General features: G+C 54.4%; 15 protein-coding genes. All 15 read right to left on the minus strand.

The features are described from left to right. Window positions 1-137 precede the first annotated feature (137 nt). The 15 genes from BLW59_RS10370 to aroA all read right to left on the minus strand — a co-directional run bounded on the left by BLW59_RS10370 (window position 138) and on the right by aroA (window position 16,283). Entirely contained in the window at window positions 138-1,289 is a 1,152-nt protein-coding gene (locus BLW59_RS10370; protein WP_074697720.1) for a DUF6765 family protein, read from the minus strand. Window positions 1,290-1,382: 93 nt separating this feature from the next. Beyond that, window positions 1,383-2,426: a 23S rRNA (adenine(2503)-C(2))-methyltransferase RlmN gene (gene rlmN, locus BLW59_RS10375; RefSeq protein WP_318258497.1), complete on the minus strand. Its 1,044-nt coding sequence runs from the start codon at window positions 2,424-2,426 to the stop codon at window positions 1,383-1,385. A gap of 17 nt (window positions 2,427-2,443) precedes the next feature. Beyond that, a complete protein-coding gene (rsmB, locus tag BLW59_RS10380; protein ID WP_074697721.1) occupies window positions 2,444-3,781 on the minus strand; it encodes a 16S rRNA (cytosine(967)-C(5))-methyltransferase RsmB in 1,338 nt (445 codons plus the stop codon). A 108-nt stretch (window positions 3,782-3,889) separates the two neighbouring features. Then, the gene (locus BLW59_RS10385) at window positions 3,890-5,125 is read right to left on the minus strand and encodes an HD domain-containing protein (RefSeq protein WP_074697722.1); all 1,236 of its coding nucleotides are present in this window, start codon (window positions 5,123-5,125) and stop codon (window positions 3,890-3,892) included. Window positions 5,126-5,206: 81 nt separating this feature from the next. Then, on the minus strand, window positions 5,207-6,133 hold the full coding sequence (thrB, locus tag BLW59_RS10390) for a homoserine kinase (RefSeq protein WP_029543542.1): 927 nt from the start codon (window positions 6,131-6,133) through the stop codon (window positions 5,207-5,209). A gap of 4 nt (window positions 6,134-6,137) precedes the next feature. Beyond that, window positions 6,138-7,439 (minus strand): homoserine dehydrogenase, encoded by a 1,302-nt coding sequence (locus BLW59_RS10395; protein WP_074697723.1) that lies wholly within the window; start codon window positions 7,437-7,439, stop codon window positions 6,138-6,140. Window positions 7,440-7,469: 30 nt separating this feature from the next. Next, complete coding sequence (locus tag BLW59_RS10400) at window positions 7,470-7,916, minus strand: ACT domain-containing protein (protein WP_029543539.1); 447 nt, start codon at window positions 7,914-7,916, stop codon at window positions 7,470-7,472. 180 nt (window positions 7,917-8,096) lie between these two features. Further along, window positions 8,097-8,693 carry a glycerol-3-phosphate 1-O-acyltransferase PlsY gene (plsY, locus tag BLW59_RS10405; protein ID WP_074697724.1) on the minus strand — a complete coding sequence of 199 codons (597 nt, stop codon included), beginning with the start codon at window positions 8,691-8,693 and terminating at the stop codon, window positions 8,097-8,099. After that, complete coding sequence (gene der, locus BLW59_RS10410) at window positions 8,693-10,015, minus strand: ribosome biogenesis GTPase Der (RefSeq protein ID WP_029543536.1); 1,323 nt, start codon at window positions 10,013-10,015, stop codon at window positions 8,693-8,695. The genes plsY and der overlap by 1 nt, the downstream gene beginning before the upstream one ends. A gap of 30 nt (window positions 10,016-10,045) precedes the next feature. Next, window positions 10,046-11,458 (minus strand): DUF512 domain-containing protein, encoded by a 1,413-nt coding sequence (locus BLW59_RS10415; protein WP_413778187.1) that lies wholly within the window; start codon window positions 11,456-11,458, stop codon window positions 10,046-10,048. 95 nt (window positions 11,459-11,553) lie between these two features. Next, window positions 11,554-12,657 (minus strand): 30S ribosomal protein S1, encoded by a 1,104-nt coding sequence (gene rpsA / locus BLW59_RS10420; RefSeq protein ID WP_029543532.1) that lies wholly within the window; start codon window positions 12,655-12,657, stop codon window positions 11,554-11,556. Then, window positions 12,654-13,484 (minus strand): 4-hydroxy-3-methylbut-2-enyl diphosphate reductase, encoded by an 831-nt coding sequence (locus tag BLW59_RS10425; RefSeq protein ID WP_074697725.1) that lies wholly within the window; start codon window positions 13,482-13,484, stop codon window positions 12,654-12,656. Before BLW59_RS10425 ends, rpsA begins: the two co-directional genes overlap by 4 nt. A gap of 176 nt (window positions 13,485-13,660) precedes the next feature. Beyond that, a complete protein-coding gene (locus tag BLW59_RS10430) occupies window positions 13,661-14,257 on the minus strand; it encodes a lysophospholipid acyltransferase family protein (RefSeq protein ID WP_029543528.1) in 597 nt (198 codons plus the stop codon). A 4-nt stretch (window positions 14,258-14,261) separates the two neighbouring features. After that, window positions 14,262-14,930, minus strand: coding sequence for a (d)CMP kinase (gene cmk / locus BLW59_RS10435; RefSeq protein WP_029543526.1), 669 nt, complete (start codon window positions 14,928-14,930; stop codon window positions 14,262-14,264). Between the two features lie 39 nt (window positions 14,931-14,969). Next, window positions 14,970-16,283, minus strand: a complete 1,314-nt coding sequence (gene aroA / locus BLW59_RS10440; RefSeq protein ID WP_074697726.1) for a 3-phosphoshikimate 1-carboxyvinyltransferase — start codon at window positions 16,281-16,283, stop codon at window positions 14,970-14,972. Between the last annotated feature and the right edge of the window lie 34 nt (window positions 16,284-16,317).

Here is a 16,317-nt window from a genome sequence, read left to right on the forward strand (position 1 = left end):
CCTTGTATTTAGTCGCATAAAAAGGCCGGCAGACGAATCTGCCGACCAAAGAATTCTTATATTTTTTTATTGTCCTCTTGACGGGGAGCAGTTCACACAGGCAAACGGGGACTATTGCATTCACTTGTTTATGATGATCAATATACTGGCTCGCTCTCCAGCACATCAAGGCCGGCTTCTATCAGCTCTTTCCTCACCCAGTCAAAATGATCATTGAGTTCTTTGTAGAACTGGCCGCGGAAGTTTTCATCACCCAGAATGGTGCCAGGCCTGTACTCAGCGCTGGCATCGTTGTCATCAAAATCCTCTATCTCAAAGAAGTTCTCATGGATGCGCTTCAGCCATTCGTTGTAGCGCTCCTCAGCATCTTCAGACTGGATGCTCTCAAAGCAGTCAAGCAGAAGCTCCTTCTGCCTGTCCGTAAGGCCCGTCACCGGTTCACAGCTTACAGACTGGATTATGCGATATGTCTTGTCCGAAGCCTCCAGGAACTCTTCCCAGTTCTTGGTGCCATCCTTGCTCCGCCACCAAAGACGCTTGGCATCAAAGCCCGCGGCAGCCTCGCCCACGGTACCTGCCACCTTGCTCAGAGTCTCATTGCCCTCTACCATCTCTCCTACTGCCTTGCCCAGCTTATCCTTCTGGGCATTGACAGTGTCGGCCAGGTTCCCCAGGGTTTCATTGCCCTGCACGAAGTCACCGATGGCTTTGCTCAGATTGGAAGCCTGTGCAGACACAGTGCTGGCGATGTTCTTCAGGGTCTCATTGCCCTCTACGAAATCACCCACAGCCTTGCCCATGCGGGCACCTTCCTTCATCAGCAGCTGACGCTGACCAGTGTTGATGGAATCCTTGAGGCCGGAGAAGCCCTGATAAGCCCAGGTATCAGCATAAGCATGAAGGCCAATGCCAATCCTGAAGCCAAAATCCGAGTTATCCAAAGTAGTCTCCAGGATACGGTCAGCCAGCTTCTGAACCAGTACGCTGTTCTTCCTGCAGGTCAGCTTCTCCTCATCGGTTTCACCCTCCAGCCCCGGCAGGAAGTGGAAGGGCATCCAAATTTCCTTGTTGCCTTTGCCAGTCACATTGCCCACCACATTCTGGCTGGAGTAACGGACAGTGATGCCGCGAGCCAGCTCTTCATCTTCGCTGGCATCAGAAAGGGGATTCTCGTCAAAATTGTCATCCACCAGCTGGCAGCTGGTAGCGATGATCTGGGCATTGGCACTGCCAAACTTTCCCCAGCGCGAGAGCACATACATGGCACCATAGTGATAATCTAAATCCATACTAACCCTCCTAGATGTGAAACACAAATATCAGAATTCTCTGGAGGACTAGTTCGACATAAAAGGATATTCTCCTGCCTGAATATCAAACAATCATTTATCCTGCAAATGCTTGTTCCGCAGCTGCCCACAGGCGGCCTGGATATCCGTGCCCATTTCCTTCCGCACCGTCACGTTGACATGCTTCGCTTTGAGATAGTTTTCAAAAGCTTCTATGCGGGCCTGGCTGGGACGCAGGAGATTGCGTTCCTTGACAGGATTGATGGGTATGAGATTCACACTGGCCAGCTGTCCCTTGAGCAGCCCTGCCAGTTCTTCCGCTTCTTTCTCATTATCGTTGAGCTGGTCGATGAGGATATACTCATAAGTGACCCTGCGCTTGGTGACCTCAGCATAATTCGCCGCTGCCGTCACAGCTTCTTTCATGGAATACTTGCGGTTGATAGGCATGATTTGGGAGCGCAGCTCCTCATTGGGGGCATGCAGGGAAAGGGACAGGGATATGGGCAGCCCCTCCTCTGCCAAGCGGTACATCTGAGGCACAATACCTGAGGTGGACAGAGTAAAATTGCGATAGCCCAGCCCCAGCACATAGTCCTCATGCAGCAGGCGGATAAAGCCCAGCACATTGTCGTAATTCATCAAAGGCTCCCCGGAACCCATGATGACCACCGTATCCACCTTGCCCCCGTCTTCTTTTTTGAGCATATCATTGATATACACAGCTTGTCCTGCAATCTCCCCTACCGTCAGGTTCCTGGCCATGCCGTGGAGAGTGGACGCGCAAAAGGCGCACCCCATATTGCAGCCGGCCTGAGTGGACACGCAAATGCTGTTGCCATAGGGCTGGCGCATGAGCACCGTCTCCACCGCAGTGCCATCGGCAAATTCCAGCAGGAACTTGCTGGTGCGGCCATCAGCGGAGTCCAGCCTTGTCTTCAGCCGGGGGCGGCCAATGATGAGGCTGGCTGCCAGCTCCGCCCTTGCCCCCTTGGGCAGGTTTGTCATATCTTCAAAGGAAGCAGCCCCCCGCACATAGAGCCACTCTGCCACCTGTTTTGCCCTGAACTTCGGCAGCTTGAAGTCGGCCAAAACCTGCTGAAGCTCTTCCAGTCTCATGCCAAAAATATCTTTCAAAATCATATCCCTTTCGTTCAAAGTCGTTTCATGCGGGCAATGAAAAAGCCATCCGTTCCGTCCTGCTGAGGATAAAGCTGCACCATTTCATCCTCACTATGGCTGCCCGGGCAGGGCAGGAAACTGCCAGTCTTTTCCAGTTTGAATTCCTTGTTCTCAGACAGGAAGGCCTCCACCACTGCCTGGTTTTCGGCCCGTTCAATGGTGCAGGTGCTATAGACCAACACACCACCTGGCTTTACTGCCTGAGCAGCACTTTTGAGGATTTCCAGCTGCAGGGAAGGCAGCTCTTTCAGCTCCTCCTGTTTCTTATGCCAGCGGGCATCGGGCTTGCGGCGCAGGACACCCAAGCCAGAACAGGGAGCATCTACCAGTACCCGGTCAGCCTGTCCAGGGAACTTGTCTCCTGCCTCGCGGGCATCAAGCAGCATAGTTTCAATGATACCGATGCCAAGGCGCTCAGCATTCTCCTCTATGCGGGCAAGCTTGTGCTCATAGATGTCTCCCGCCACAATGCGGCCCTTGTTCCCCATCAGGGCCGCCATATGCGTGGTCTTGCCCCCGGGAGCGCTGCAGCAGTCCAGGATAAACTCTCCGGGTTTTGGTGCCACCACATGGGCCACCAGCATGGAGCTTTCGTCCTGCACCTGTGCCCTGCCCTCCTGCAAGGGAGCCAGCGCATCAAGTGCACCATGAGACTTCACCGTCACGCCTTCCGGTGTCCAGTCAGAGGCCTCAGCTTCCGCACCGCAGGCAGCCAGTTCCTTCAGCAGGTCCTCACGGTCCCCCTTCAGGGTATTGGCCCGCAGGCAGAGCTTTGCGCTTTCGTTATCAAAATCGCAGAGCCTCTCAGCCTCCTCGAAGCCAAAAGCCTTTACCCAATGCTTCACCAGCCAGAGGGGATGCTGGCTCTTCAAGGCCAGTTCTTCCGTAGCATGGCCCTTGCCCTGTGGGAAAGCGGCTTTTTCCGGCTCCCGCACTGCCGTGCGCAGCACCGCATTGACAAAACCTGCCACCCCTTTATGACCGTACTTCTTGGCCAAATCAACGGAAGTGTTGCAGGCCGCTGAAGGCGGCACCTTGTCTAGGTAGAATATCTGGTAGAGCCCCAACCGCAGAATTTCCCTGATAACCGGAGGAATCTTGCTGATAGGGCGATTGATATACCGCCGCAGGATCCAGTCAAGGGTATCCCCTGCCTTTACTGCCCCATAAACCAGTTCCGTCACAAAACGGCGGTCCTGGTCTGTAAGCTCAGTCCGCCGCAAAGCCTGGGCCAGTGCCACATTGGCATAGGCCCCCTTCTCATGCACTTCCTGCAAGACCTTCATGGCCGTCTCGCGAGCCTTGTCCATTGCTTTTCTCCATTCTTAAAACTCAGTAACACAATACCATATATAATAGCGTATCTATCTTGAAATTTCCAGAAAAAGAACCGGGCTGACCAGCTTTTTCAACATTTTTCAATGAACAGTCTCCTTCAAAGCCCTCTGGAAAAGCCGCACCTGCTGGCTGAAAAGCCAGCTGCCAATATCCTGACCAGTTATTCCTTCGGGAGCCTCCTTGCCGGAAACCATGCCCATGGCCTTGATAAGCTGCTCTGCCTCCTCAAGATAGACAGGCAGGCCGCCGTGATCAGCCCTGATGACTGCCTGGAACTCTGGCACAGTCAGCCCCGACCTGGCAAGACTCAGCAGGAGTTTCGCCATCTTTCCCTGCTTCTTGATCCGTGGGGCTCGCATGTGCTCCCTGATGACAAAGGAAGCGGCCTTCAGCCACTCTCTGGGCAAAGTCATACGGCGGTTCCAGTCCTCCAGCACCTCCAGCCCCCGCTGTTCGTGTCCATAGTGATGTGGCAGCATTTCCGCAGGAGTCCTGCCCTTGCCAAGATCATGGGCCAGGCCTGCAAATCTGGCAATAAGGCTTTTTGTGTCCCCTGCCACCTTGTCCACTATCAACATGGTGTGTTCAAAGGCATCCCCTTCGGGATGAAAGGCCTCTGGCTGGGTCTTGCCTATGAGTGCGGCTATTTCCGGGAAAACTGTCTCGAGAAGTCCCGCCCTCTGCAAAGCTCTGAAAAAAACAGACGGTTTTGATGACGCCAAAGCCTTTTTCATTTCCTCCAGCAGGCGCTCCTGCGGTTCTCCTGCCAGTTCCTTGCCGCAATCAGCCATATAGCCATAAGTTTCCTCCGTGATATCAAAGCCCAGCTCTGCTGCCTGGCGGGCCGCCCGCAAAGCCCGTACGGGGTCATCCCGGAAGTGGTGAGACACTGCCCGTATGCGGCCTGCCTCAATATCTTCCCTGCCGTCATAGGTGTCAATTATTGCCCCGTCCCTAAGGCGCAGGGCAATGCTGTTCATAGTGCTGTCCCGACGGTAGAGATCTTCCTCCAAGGTGACCTCCGGGCCGAATTCCACCGCAAAGCCCAGGTAACCCTGCCCCTGCTTCTTTTCCCTGCGGGCAAAGGCCACTTCGCATTTCTCCCCGCCTATTTCCAGCAAATAGACAGGAAATGACCTGCCCACCTTCGAAGCTTCTGGAAAGAGCTTCGCAAAATCCTCCTCCCGGCAGCCGCATAACATATAATCCCTGTCTTTGGGCTCTGCCCCCCGCAGGTAATCCCGCACCCAGCCGCCTACGATATAGGCTTCAGCACCAATGGATTTTATTTTTGCCGCAAATTCAGCTTCTGTCATTTGGCGTTCCCTCACTTATGCCTTCCCCTCAAAGGGAAGGCTAAAAGGGCTCTGCTTTCGCAGAGCCCCTTAAATTTTCACTTAATGATTGATGATATGTGCGCCACGGGTGTCCAAAGCCAGTATCTTGGCCTCGGCATTCACTCCATGTTCCTTGAAGGCAGCGCACATGGCCTCCCCCACCTTTTCTGCCGAGCGCAGGCGCTCCGGCACATAGGCTATGAGGCAGGGACCTGCTCCGCTGAGATTGGCACCGATGGCGCCTGCTTCCCTGGCGGCACGGAATACTTCATACATGCCGGGAATCAAGGCGGCACGGTAAGGCTGATGCAGAGCATCATCGAAGGCGTTCTTGAGGAAGCGCTCATTGCCCCGCACCAGAGCCGCAGCCAGCATGGCGGCGCGGCTGATGTTGTAGACCGCCTCCTGCCTGGTGATCTTTTCCGGCAGCACTTCCCTGGCTTTCCGCGTAGAAAGCGGAAAATCCGGCACTGCCACCACCAACTCCAGACGCAGCTTGGGCATCAGGGAGAAGCACTCCACATGGCCCTCTGTTACCGTATTGATGGTAAAGCCACCATAAATGGCCGGAGCCACGTTGTCCGGATGGCCTTCTATCTCATTGGCAAATTGCAGCAGCTCGTGGCGGTTGTAGCGGTTGCCGATAATCACATTGGCAGCTTTTAGTCCCGCTACTATGGCGGTAGCGCTGCTACCCAAACCACGTGACAATGGCACACGATTCAGCATGTGTAGGCGGGCTCCCTTGAACTCCGTCACCCCTGCCTTGTCCAGCAGGAGCTGCACAGACTGCCAGCAGATATTCCTCTCATCACAGGGAATATTCTCTGCCCCCTCCCCGGACATCCTGATTTCCAGCCCAGGTTCCGTGGTGAGGGTCAATTCCAAATCATTGTATATATCACAAGCCAAACCAAGGGAATCAAAGCCTGGTCCGCAGTTCGCACTTGTACCGGGCACTCTTACCCGTATCGTGCGCTCTCCCATGGCATTACCCCCGATCGTTTTCTACTCTGATAACATTCCTTATCTCATCTACCACCGGCAGTCCTTCAAAGACCCGCAGGGCCTCCTGCACGCAGGCATGCTCCACCGGATGAGTGACAGCCACTATTTCCGCATGGTCCTTGACATTGAGGGGCGTCTGGATAACGGACTTCAGGCTCACCTTTGCGTTGCCAAAAGCTGTGGCAATAGAGCCAAGCACGCCAGGCTTGTCATCCACCAGCAGGCGCACGTAATAGGAGGAAACCGTCTTCTCCAGCGGGCAGAATTTCTTCTGGCTGTAGCAGGTGCAAAGATTCCTGCTGGAATCATCGGACTTGATGCTGCGTGCAGCTTCAATGATATCTGCCGTCACCGCTGAAGCTGTGGGCAGTGAGCCTGCCCCCTGCCCGTAAAACATGGCCTCCCCAATGGCATTGCCACGCACGAAGATGGCGTTGAACACGCCGTTCACAGAGGCCAGGGGATGTGATTTGGGCAGGAACACGGGATGTACCCTCACATCCACGCCGTCCTCCTCTGAATCCTTGCCCACCGCCAGCAGCTTGATGACATAGCCCAGACCTTTGGCATAGGAAATATCCTCTGCCGTGATCTTGGTGATGCCCTCCACGGACACATTATCCAGCTGCACCCGGGTGTTGAAAGCCAGGGAAGCCAGGATGGCGGCCTTGCGGGCAGCATCCAGGCCGTCTACATCAGCGGAAGGGTTGGCCTCGGCATAGCCCTTTTCCTGAGCTTCCTTCAGCACGCTGTCATAGTCGCAGCCATCCTCGCTCATCTTGGTGAGCATATAGTTGGTAGTGCCGTTGACAATGCCCATGACCTCAGTGATGTGATTAGCCGTGAGGCTCTGCTTCATGGCAGCGATGATGGGAATGCCGCCCCCCACGCTGGCCTCAAAGAGGAAGTTCACCTTGTGCTTCTCTGCCGCCTCGAACATATCTTTGCCAAACTGGGCCACCACATCCTTGTTGGCAGTGACCACATGCTTGCCTGCCTCCAGGGCGCGGAGCATGTATTCTCTGGAAGGATGCAGCCCTCCCATAAGCTCCACCACAATCTCAATCTCAGGATCGTTCAGTATATCCTCAGCATTGTCAGTCAGCTCCACACTGGCGGGAAAATCCGGACGTTTCTTGCTCGTGTCACGAACCAGGACTTTCTTCAAGACAAGGGGCACCCCTGTGCGCTGCTCTATCTCATGGGCGTTCATGCCCAATACCTTGATGACCCCGGAGCCCACCGTGCCTGCTCCCAAAAGGCCAATTTTTATCTCCTGCCCCATTTCGCACCTGCCTTCCTTATCAACAGTGACTTAAGCCTGCCCCAGAACTTCCAGACGCTTCACGCCGTCAACCATGCGCAGCTTGTCCAGCAGGGCCTCCAAGTCCACAGACAGATTCATAGTCTCGATGGAAATGGTAGCGTTGGCCACTCCCTGGAGGGGAATGCCCTGATTGATGGTAAGCACACTGCCTGAATCCGAAGAGATGGTATTCAGTACACTGGAAAGCACTCCCTTCTTATGCTCAAGGAGGAAGGTCAGAGTGACAATCTTATTCTTGCTGGCCTCATAGAAGGGGAAGACATAATCCTTGTACTTATAATAAGCAGAACGGGAAAGTTCCATCTTTTCTACTGCCTCGTTGATGGTGCGGGCGTCCCCACGCTTCAGCATTTCCTTGACTCTGATGGTCTTTTTGATTGCTTCCGGCAAGATTTCCTCCTTAACCAGGAAAAAACCATTTTCTTCCTTTGACATCACAGCACCTCCGAATGTTTATCTTTAATAATATCATTGTCCTTTTACAAAGGATAGTATAACACACAGAGCGCTTTCTTGCCAATAGCTTCAGGCAAAATATAACAAAAAGCCCAAGGAAATGCATATTCCTCGGGCAATTGTCGATATTTGTGTAAAATGCTGTTCTTTAGGAAAATCTCAGCGATGACCCGCCTTGATCTTGGATTCGGTGCCATTGAGCAGCCTGCCAATGTTCGCCTTGTGTCTCACCACAATCAGCACAGCAGCAGCCACGCCAAAGACAATGTACTCCATGGGCGCATGGAAGGCAAAAGCCAGCATCGGCACGCAGACCGCTGCCACCATGCTGCCTAAGGAAACATAGCCCGTAATCTTTACAATCACCAGCCAGATGAGAAAGACGATGCCGGTAACCTGGGGCATCAGCATGGAGAGCACCCCAAGGCCCGTAGCCACCCCCTTGCCCCCCTTGAATCCCATGAACAGGGAGGCGGAATGGCCCACGATGGCAAAGATGGCCGCCAGCACCATGGAAAGAGGCGTGCCCACTAAAGCTGAAGCGATGTACACACTCAAAAAGCCCTTCAAGAAGTCCAGCAGGAAAATCAGGAAGCCAGGGCCTTTGCCCAGGGTACGCCAGGCATTAGTAGCACCGATATTGTGGCTGCCGTGTTCCCTGAGGTCCGTGTGCCAGAGAGCTTTTCCCAGCCAGAGGCCGTTGGGAATGGAGCCCAGCACATAGGCTATGAGACAAGCCAGAAGAGTCATGGACATTACTCTTCCTCCTCCCTGGAACGCACGATCAGTTTCAGCGGCGTGCCCTCAAAGCCGAAGCTCTCACGCAGCCTGTTCTCGATGAAGCGCAGGTAGGAGAAATGCATAAGCTCCGGGTCATTCACGAAGATGATGAAGGTAGGCGGCTGGATATCCACCTGGGTCATGTACATGATCTTCAGGCGGCGGCCCTTGTGCATGGGGGGCGGATTGATGGAAACCGCATCCCGGATGAGCTCGTTGAGCACGCTGGTCTTGATGCGCATGGACTGCTGCTCAGCCACGTACTTCACCAGCTCCGTCACCCGGCCCACCCTCTGGCCTGTAAGAGCAGAAGCGTAGAGCACCGGCGCATACTGCAGGAACCCCAGCTGCTCGCGCAAGTCCTCAGTGAAGCGCAGGGTGGACTTGTCATCCTTGTCGGGATAGATATCCCACTTGTTGACGACAATGATGACACCTTTGCCGGACTCATGGGCATAGCCTGCAATCTTCTTGTCCTGCTCGGTGATGCCCTCTTCAGCGTTGATCATCATGAGCACCACGTCAGCGCGGTCAACGGCCCGCAGAGAACGCATGACGCTGTAGCGCTCCACGGCCTCCTCAATCTTGCCCCGGCGGCGCATGCCTGCGGTATCAATCAGGATAAACTTGATGCCGTCTTTCATGAAATGAGTGTCGATGGCATCACGGGTGGTGCCAGCCACGTCACTGACAATAACCCGCTCCTCCCCCAGCATCTTGTTCACCAGAGAAGACTTGCCCACATTAGGCCGCCCGATGACCGCAATAGCCAGCTCATCAGTCTCCTCGTCTTCCTCAGCTTCCTTGGGGAATGCCCCCACTACAGCATCCAGCAGGTCACCGATGTTCATGGAGTTGGAAGCAGACAGGGCAATGGGGTCCCCAAGCCCCAGGTTATAGAATTCATAGATGTTCATAGCCTGCTGGGGGCTGTCAATCTTATTCACACCCAGGATAACAGGCTTCTTGGCATGGCGCAGGAGCTTTGCCACTTCCTCATCAGAGTTGGTGAGGCCGCTGCGTCCGTCCACCAGAAAGAGAATCACATCTGCCTCCTCCATAGCCAGCTCTGCCTGCTGGCGCATGGACTTCAGGATATGGTCGCTTTCATCAAATTCAATGCCGCCGGTGTCAATCATGGTGAACTCATGATTCAGCCACTCCGCATCCATGTAGATGCGGTCACGGGTAACACCGGGCATATCGTCCACAATGGAAACACGCTTCTTGCCAATCTGGTTGAAAAGTGTGGACTTGCCTACATTAGGCCGGCCCACAATGGCCACTATGGGTTTCATGTGCTATTACCTTCTTCCTTATTAATAATGTCATTCTGATATAGTCTTGGTATAAGCAGCATTGCTCTGCCACATATAGGCAGTTTCGCCACTGCGATTCTTATGATATTCGTGCCAGTTGGTCAGCGCCTCACGATAATCCGCGCCTGACTGCACCGGCTCCACTCTCACGCCGGGGAATTCCTTGGCGAAATCAGTCAGGGTCACATCATCAAGGAAAACATCCTCCCCCGCCCTGAGGGCAGATTCCGGCAGCAGGATACCAGTGCGCCTGCCCGGCAATTCCTTCAAGGCCCTGATTATATCTCTGGCCGTCAGCAGCCCTGATACGTTGACAGTGGAACCAAAGTATTCATTGACCACCGGCACCAGCCGCACATGGAGATTCTTATTCTCTGCTCTATCCGCCAGTTCCTGCAGCATGGGGGCCACGGAGGTACCGGAAACCACATCCAGATACACCGGCTCCTCATAATCTGCTGCCTCTGCCTCGCACTCTTCCCAGTCGTTGATGAAGTTTCTCGTCAGGCCTATGCCGTTATCAAGCTGAGGGAAGCCATCGTAGAACTCGGTGCCAGGCACATGACGGCCAGCCAGGAAGTAGAACTCATCACCAAGATAAATGAAGGTACGCCCTTCCTCCTGCTGGATTTTCCGCTGCCACTTCTCCACCTGGTCGATGACCCTGGCAGCACTCTCTCTGTCAAATTGCTTCAGTGGATAAGGGTCGGTGCGGTGCTTAGTGATGCCCACAGGCACGATGGCCAGAGAGAGGGCATGAGGACGCCGCTCCACTATTTCCCTGATGGTGCGCTCCAGTTCCTCACCGTCATTGAGCCCTGCGCACAGCACCACCTGAGTGTGGTATTCAGCCCCGGCTTTTTCCAGGTTGTCCAGCTGGGAAGCAATGCGGGCTGCCCCGGGACAGCGCAGCATCTGGGCCCGCAGCTCGGGATTCATGCACTGGACTGAGACGAAGAGCGGCGAAAGATGGTATTTCTCCACCCGCTCAAAATCCTTCGGCCCCATATTGGTCATGGTGACGAAGTTGCCATAGAGGAAGGACAGGCGGTAATCGTCATCCTTGATGGACAGGCTGCTTCTCATATTGGGAGCAATCATGTCCACGAAGCAGAAATAGCAGTGATTGGCGCAGCTCCTAATGCCGTCAAAGACAGCACTCTCGAACTCCACCCCCAGTTCTTCATCAAAGTCCTTGTCAAACTCGATGATTTCCTGCTCGCCGTCTGCGTGCTCTACCAGCAGTTCAATCTCCTCGTCTGCCATGGCAAAGGAAAGTTCAATGATATCCCTTACTTCTTCCCCATTGATGGCCACAATCTTGTCCCCGGGCACAAGCTCCAATTCCTCAGCCAGACTGCCGGGATAGACTCTGAGGATAACACCGGGGTGTGCAGCTTTGCTCATATCTTTCTTGCTCATACTTTCTTTCTCAACAGTCCAAAACCAAAGAACAAGGGAGCGATGTGAAAACATCACTCCCCTGTAAATTTCCTATCTAATTGCGGAAGCAGGAATTACTCCTGACCTTCCTCAGCGCCCTCGTACTTCTTGAACACAGCGTTGTCTGCGTCCTTCTTAGCCTTGGTGATGCTGAGGGAGATGCGCTTGCGCTTCATGTCGATGCGGAGGACCTTGACCTTCACAACATCGCCAACATGCACAGCCTCATCGGCGCGCTCAATGCGGCGGTCAGCCAGCTCGCCCATGGGAATCAGGCCATCGAAGCCCGGCTCGATTTCCATGAAAGCACCGAAGTCAGTCAGCTTGATGACCTTGCCTTCGATGAAGTCGCCCTCTGCATAACGCTCAGCCTTGTCCAGCCAAGGATCACGCATGGTGTCCTTCACAGACAGGGAGATGCGCTTAGCATCAACATCAACACTCTTCACGAACACATCCAGCTCCTGGCCAACCTCAAGCACATCGGAAGGATGCTTCACGCGGTGCCAAGCCAGGTCGGAGATATGAGCAAGACCGTCTACGCCGCCGATATCGATGAAAGCACCGTAGTCCACTAGACGCTTGACAGTACCGCGCACGGTCTGGCCAGCCTCGAGAGTGGAGAAAATCTCGCCTTCCTTCTCGGAACGCTCCTTCTCAAGGAGGTTGCGGCGGGAGAGCACCAGACGCTGCTTGTGGACATCGATCTCGATGATCTCAGCCTCAACAGTCTGGCCAACATAGACGGAGAGATCCTTCACGAAGTGAAGCTCCATCTGGGAAGCGGGGATAAAGCCACGGAGACCGTTGACGGAAGCCACCAGGCCGCCCTTGACCACCTGATTCACCTGAGCCTCGACAGTCTCGCCGCGCTCCTGAACAGCCTCCATCTCCTTCCAGGCAACCATGCGGTCAGCCTTGACCTTGGAGAGGATGCCGCCGTTGTCGCCACCGAGGGAAACAATGTAAACATCGATCTTGTCGCCGACCTTCACAACATCCTCAGCAGACTCCGGAGTCGGGTAAGCGAGCTCACGCTTCGGCACAGCGATTTCCTGCTTGTAGCCGATATCGATATAAGCCTCATCACGGGAAACCTGGATTACCTCGCCGGTAACAACCGTACGCTCCTGGATATCCGGCATAGAGTTCTCTGCTTCTTCCAATAATTCCTTCATGCTCTGTTCTGACACTTTTTATATACCTCCTTGATAATCCAGTCAGGTGTAGAAGCACCCGCTGTAATACCAATTTTTTCTATTTTGTCAAACCACTCGTCACGGAGCTCTGCTGCCGTCTCGATGTGATAAGTCAGACAATACTCGTTGCACAACTGGGCAAGGCGCGTGGTATTGGCACTGTTCTTGCCGCCAATGACCAGCATCAGGTCAACCTGCTGAGCCAGATCAATGGCTGCCGCCTGTCTTTGGTCCGTAGCCGTGCAGATGGTGCGCAGGATTCGCACATCCCGGGATTTTTCCAATAGATGCATGGCAATCTGACGGAACTTAGCCCCCGAGAAAGTAGTCTGGCACACTATCCCCAACTTGGCACAAGAATCCAGTTCCTTAGCCTCTGCCTCAGTCTCCAGCACCCTAGCCTTGCGGCCCGACCACTCGAAGATGCTCTTGACCTCCGGGTGTTGCTTCTCCCCGATGATGACTACATTATAACCCTCATCAACCAATTCCTTGGCGGAAAGCTGGGCTTTCTTCACGTGGGGACAAGTGGCATCAACCACCTTGAGCCCCCGTTCCTCAGCTTCCTGATAAACCTCCGGGCCTACCCCATGAGAACGGATGATGATGGTGCCCTCAGGCAATTCCTCCAGCCTGTCTACCGTACCTACGCCCTCAGCTTTCAGGCGCTCCACCATCTGGGGATTGTGGATAATAGGTCCTAATGTGCAGGAGGTGCCATCCTCGGAAGCATTTTCCCTGGCTATCTTGATGGCGCGTTTCACACCATAGCAGAATCCCAGGTAATCTGCCAAGATTACTTCCATACATCTACCACCATATCTTTTTAGTCATGCATAAGCCTTCAAAACACAGGTTCTATGCAATCTAAGACATAGTATAACATGAGTATGAGGGCTAGGCAAATAGTTTTTCACTTGTTTTTTATTTTTTTTTACACTATCTTTCCATCTTTAGGTCTGTAGCCCCACCAAAAGAAAAATTACTCGTTCTCAGCCTTCAATTCTCCAATCCTGTCCATGATGGACTGTGAGAATTCTGCCAGCTGTTCCTTGTCCTTGCGGTCGCCAGTAAAACTCATAGGCTCCCCATAGATGACCTTAAGCTTGGGGAAGAAGCTGCCGCTTTTGAAAATCTTGTCAGTGCCAATAAGCGCTGCAGGAACCACCGGTGCTCCAGTCATAGCAGCAATGAGCCCCACCCCCGCTTCGGCCTTGTGCAGCTTGCCATCCTTACTGCGGGTGCCTTCCGGGAAAAGCCCCAGGCAGTGTCCCCCTTTCAGCACCTGCACTGCAGTCTTGATAGCCCCGCGATCTGCCGCCCCCCGCTTGACGGGGAAAGCATGGCAGTGACGGATAGCCGTGCCGAAGACAGGAGGTTCAAAAAGCTCTTCCTTAGCCATGTAGCCCACCGGCCTGGTGGCAAAGCAGGCCAGGAGCGGCGGATCCCAGTTGCTCATGTGGTTGGCGGCCAGGATAAAGGCCCCTTCCTTGGGCAGCCTGTCCGCATTCTTGATTTCCGCCCGGAAGAAAATCTTGAAGAACAAACAAAAAATAACTTTCAGCAATGAGTACAGCATTTCATCACCTGCACATTCCCAGGATGCGCTGCACCACTTCCTCAATGGAAAGGCCCGTGGTATCCAAAAGCTGCGCATCCTCAGCCTGAACCAAAGGAGAAATCTCACGCTCTGAGTCTGCTTTGTCTCTGGCAGCAATATCCTTCTGGAGCTGTTCCAGATTCACATCATAACCCTTTTCCTTCATTTCAAGGTAACGGCGTTTGGCCCTTTCCTCAATGGAAGCTGTGAGGAAAATCTTCACATCGGCCCCGGGCAGCACGTTGGTGGCGATATCACGGCCATCCATGAGCACGCCGCCCTCATCTGCCATCTTGCGCTGCAGATCTACCATCTTCTCCCTGACAGGACCCAGCCTGGCCACCTGGGAAACAATGGCATTGATCTCAGGGGTGCGGATTTCGCCGGTCACATCAGTGCCGTCAACCTTCACCACGGTCTTGCCATCAACATAGCGAAGATTCACGTCAATGTCCGGCATCAGTGACACAATAAGCTCATCCGTAACTTCTTTTTTCTGCTGCAAGGTCTTCCAGGCCACAGCCCGATACATAGCCCCCGTATCGATATAGGTATAGCCAAGGGCCTTGGCTGCCAGCTGGGCCACCGTGCTCTTGCCTGCACCGGCAGGGCCGTCAATGGCTACAACAAGTTTTTTCTTCGAATCCTGCATGGGAATCCCCCCGTAAAATTTATTTTTTGCCAGGAAGGCTTAAGCCTTCCTCAATCTTTCCAGCTCACCATAGAAGGCAGGATAGGAAATATTCACGCAGCCGGGATTTTCCAGTTCCACTCCTTCTCCTGCTGCCCCCAGGATAGCCAGGGACATGGCTATGCGATGGTCATCATAGGTGAAGCAGCGCGCTTTCTTCAAGGTGCGGCCGCCGTGGATCACCAGACCATCTTCAGAGGCCTCCACGGCACCGGGAGCCAGTTTGTTGAACTCCTGCTCGATGGCTGCCAGCCTGTCCGTTTCCTTGACCCTGAGCTCCCCTGCCCCGGTGATGACAGTATCCCCCTCTGCCAGCAGGGCTGCCACGGCAATGATGGGAATCTCATCTATGAGCCTGGGCATAATCTCTGCCCCAAAGGTCGTGCCATGGAGAGGTCCTGCTTCCACGCAGATATCCGCCGCTGCCTCGCCGCCAGATACGCGCTCATTCCTAAGCTCAAGCTTCGCCCCCATATTTTGTAGCACTTCCAAGATGCCGGTGCGGGTCTCGTTGATGCCCACATTGCGCAGCAGGAGCTTGCTGCCCGGCAGGATTGCCCCTGCTGCCAGCCAGTAGGCTGCAGAGCTGATATCCCCCGGCACCTCGATGGCTTCGGGAGCCTTGTAATCCTCAGCTTTCACAGGATTGATGGTCACCGCCGTACCCGCACGCTCCACTGGCACTCCGAAAGCCGCCAGCATGCGCTCCGTGTGGTCACGGGAAACAAAGGGCTCCGTCACCGTAGTGGGGCCGTCAGCATACATGCCAGCCAGGAGCAGAGCCGATTTCACCTGGGCGCTGGCCACAGGGCTCTGATAGGAAATGCCCTTGAGGCCGCCTTCAACAGGCACAACAGCCAGCGGCAGCTTGGTATTGCCCTCCCTGCCGTAAATCTGCGCTCCCATCTGGGAAAGGGGTTTCGCCACCCGGCCCATGGGCCGACGATGCAAAGAAGCATCCCCGGTAAAGGCAGAGAAGAAAGGCTGGGCAGAAAGCAGTCCCATCATAAGCCGCAAGGTAGTGCCAGAGTTGCCCGCATCAATGATGGTGCCGGGTTCCCTGAGTCCATGGAAGCCATTGCCTGTCACCGTCAGCTCCGTCTCGCTCTGAAACTCGATCTTTGCTCCCAGAGCGCGCAGGCAGGCCACCGTAGAAAGGCAGTCCTGGGCATGGAGAAAGTTCGTGATGCGCACAGGCGTGCTGCCCAGGCCGGACAGCATCACGCTGCGGTGAGAAATGGATTTATCTCCGGGAATTGCCACCTCGCCCCGAAGGCCATCGGAAATCTTGCTGATTGTCATAAGTTCTGCCATGCCCAATCCCCTTTCAAAATGCCTGCTTTATCTA

This window comes from Selenomonas sp. KH1T6 (assembly GCF_900108415.1).
Lineage (GTDB): Bacteria > Bacillota > Negativicutes > Selenomonadales > Selenomonadaceae > Selenomonas_B > Selenomonas_B ruminantium_A.

Coding starts and splice junctions, on each gene's coding strand:
- cmk (WP_029543526.1), bottom strand. CDS start 14,930: ATGCAGGATTCGAAGAAAAAACTTGTTGTAGCCATTGACGGCCCTGCC.
- plsY (WP_074697724.1), bottom strand. CDS start 8,693: ATGTCCATGACTCTTCTGGCTTGTCTCATAGCCTATGTGCTGGGCTCC.
- BLW59_RS10370 (WP_074697720.1), bottom strand. CDS start 1,289: ATGGATTTAGATTATCACTATGGTGCCATGTATGTGCTCTCGCGCTGG.
- rsmB (WP_074697721.1), bottom strand. CDS start 3,781: ATGGACAAGGCTCGCGAGACGGCCATGAAGGTCTTGCAGGAAGTGCAT.
- BLW59_RS10415 (WP_413778187.1), bottom strand. CDS start 11,458: ATGAGCAAGAAAGATATGAGCAAAGCTGCACACCCCGGTGTTATCCTC.
- BLW59_RS10425 (WP_074697725.1), bottom strand. CDS start 13,484: ATGGAAGTAATCTTGGCAGATTACCTGGGATTCTGCTATGGTGTGAAA.
- BLW59_RS10430 (WP_029543528.1), bottom strand. CDS start 14,257: ATGCTGTACTCATTGCTGAAAGTTATTTTTTGTTTGTTCTTCAAGATT.
- BLW59_RS10400 (WP_029543539.1), bottom strand. CDS start 7,916: ATGTCAAAGGAAGAAAATGGTTTTTTCCTGGTTAAGGAGGAAATCTTG.
- der (WP_029543536.1), bottom strand. CDS start 10,015: ATGAAACCCATAGTGGCCATTGTGGGCCGGCCTAATGTAGGCAAGTCC.
- BLW59_RS10385 (WP_074697722.1), bottom strand. CDS start 5,125: ATGACAGAAGCTGAATTTGCGGCAAAAATAAAATCCATTGGTGCTGAA.
- thrB (WP_029543542.1), bottom strand. CDS start 6,133: ATGGGAGAGCGCACGATACGGGTAAGAGTGCCCGGTACAAGTGCGAAC.
- BLW59_RS10395 (WP_074697723.1), bottom strand. CDS start 7,439: ATGGGGCAGGAGATAAAAATTGGCCTTTTGGGAGCAGGCACGGTGGGC.
- rpsA (WP_029543532.1), bottom strand. CDS start 12,657: ATGAAGGAATTATTGGAAGAAGCAGAGAACTCTATGCCGGATATCCAG.
- aroA (WP_074697726.1), bottom strand. CDS start 16,283: ATGGCAGAACTTATGACAATCAGCAAGATTTCCGATGGCCTTCGGGGC.